Origin of the sequence: Streptomyces sp. NPDC059037, assembly GCF_042740015.1 — a bacterium.
In the GTDB taxonomy this organism is placed as follows: Bacteria; Actinomycetota; Actinomycetes; order Streptomycetales; family Streptomycetaceae; genus Streptomyces.
In genome coordinates this window covers 2919-4153 of sequence record NZ_JBHYIG010000467.1, presented here as the reverse complement: position 1 = coordinate 4153, position 1235 = coordinate 2919, and the positions used below count along the sequence as shown (strand labels likewise).

At 65.4% G+C, this 1235-nt stretch carries 2 protein-coding genes; both read right to left on the bottom strand.

The features are described 5' to 3' along the window. Nucleotides 1-106: 106 nt before the first annotated feature. Nucleotides 107-406 carry a hypothetical protein gene (locus ACFWY6_RS44660; RefSeq protein ID WP_384703444.1) on the bottom strand — a complete coding sequence of 100 codons (300 nt, stop codon included), beginning with the start codon at nucleotides 404-406 and terminating at the stop codon, nucleotides 107-109. A 323-nt stretch (nucleotides 407-729) separates the two neighbouring features. Beyond that, entirely contained in the window at nucleotides 730-1017 is a 288-nt protein-coding gene (locus ACFWY6_RS44655; protein ID WP_384703441.1) for a hypothetical protein, read from the bottom strand. Between the last annotated feature and the right edge of the window lie 218 nt (nucleotides 1018-1235).

The window sequence follows — 1235 nt, the reverse complement described above, 5'->3', positions numbered from 1 at the left end:
CCCACTCAATCACTCATATCCGCGGGCATGGGCCCCCTGTTACCCCGCTATAAAAACCCCCGGGGCCCCCGGGCCGGGGCGCGGCCCCCCCGAGGAAGGTTCCGACTTACTTGCCTACGCTGTTGTCGCAGCCCATGCTCGAGCCCAGAGAGGTCTCCTGCGCGCCCGAGTTGCCCTCGCCGTTCAGCAGGTTGCCGCCCAGGCCGTTGAGGATGCCGACCTGACCGAGGACGTCGATGTTCTGGTCGTGCGACCTGCAGGTGGTGCTCTGATTGATCTTGAAGCCATCGCCGTGCTTGCCCGAGCCCAGGCCACCCCCGCCATCGGCGTGGGCGGTGCCGACACTCAGGAGCCCGACGCTGCCGAGTGCAGCGACCAGGACGGCAGCCTTGCGGAGCTTGTGCATGTCATCTCCGGTGAAGTGAGGTGAGTGCGATCTGTGATAGATCGACTTCGTTCAATTACGGAGACTAATAAGAAATATCCCCACACCATCGTGCGGCGCGCCGAATTCGGGGAATCCTCACCACCTTGGCCGATGGTCGGGAAATACCGTGCCCCGTGGGTGAATCGCGTCATTGGCACCTGGCCCCGTCGGCTCGGCCGCCAACAATGCCGACCTGCTTGTCATTTCGGCACAGGCACAGAAGAAGGCCCCGGCGCCGCGCCTGGAGGCTCGGTGCCGGGGCCGTTTTCCCGCTATCGGCCGTCTATGCGACCGTCACGCGCCTAGAGGGCGCTGTTGTTGCAGCCCATGCTCGAACCGAGGTGGGTGTCCTGCGCGCCCGGGTTGCCCTCGCCGTTGAGCGCGTTGCCCAGCAGGCCGTTGAGCAGCCCGACCTGGCCGAGGACGTCGAGGTTCAGGTCGTGCGACTTGCAGTTGGAGCTCTGGTGGATGTCGAGCTTGCCGCCCTTGCCGTGGCCGCCGTCCCCGCCCGCGTGGGCAGTGCCGGCGCCCAGGAATCCGACGGTGCTGAGGGCAGCGACCAGGACGGCAGCCTTGCGAAGCTTTTGCATGTCATCTCCGGTGGAGTGAGGTGAACGCGATCTGTGATAGATCGACTTCGTACAGTGATGGGAGATTAGTACGAAATACCCGCAAAACGGACTGCGACGCGCCGGATCTCGCGATCTTGTCGCGGAAGCATCCTGAAGCCGCATCGCACACGAACGGGCCCTTCGGGGACGATCCATCCCCGAAGGGCCCCGGCGGGGCGGTGCGGTGCGGGCGTCCG

What these genes read in the sequence shown, in the direction of transcription:
- ACFWY6_RS44660 (WP_384703444.1), bottom strand. Translation starts at nt 406, where the DNA reads ATGCACAAGCTCCGCAAGGCTGCCGTCCTGGTCGCTGCACTCGGCAGC.
- ACFWY6_RS44655 (WP_384703441.1), bottom strand. Translation starts at nt 1,017, where the DNA reads ATGCAAAAGCTTCGCAAGGCTGCCGTCCTGGTCGCTGCCCTCAGCACC.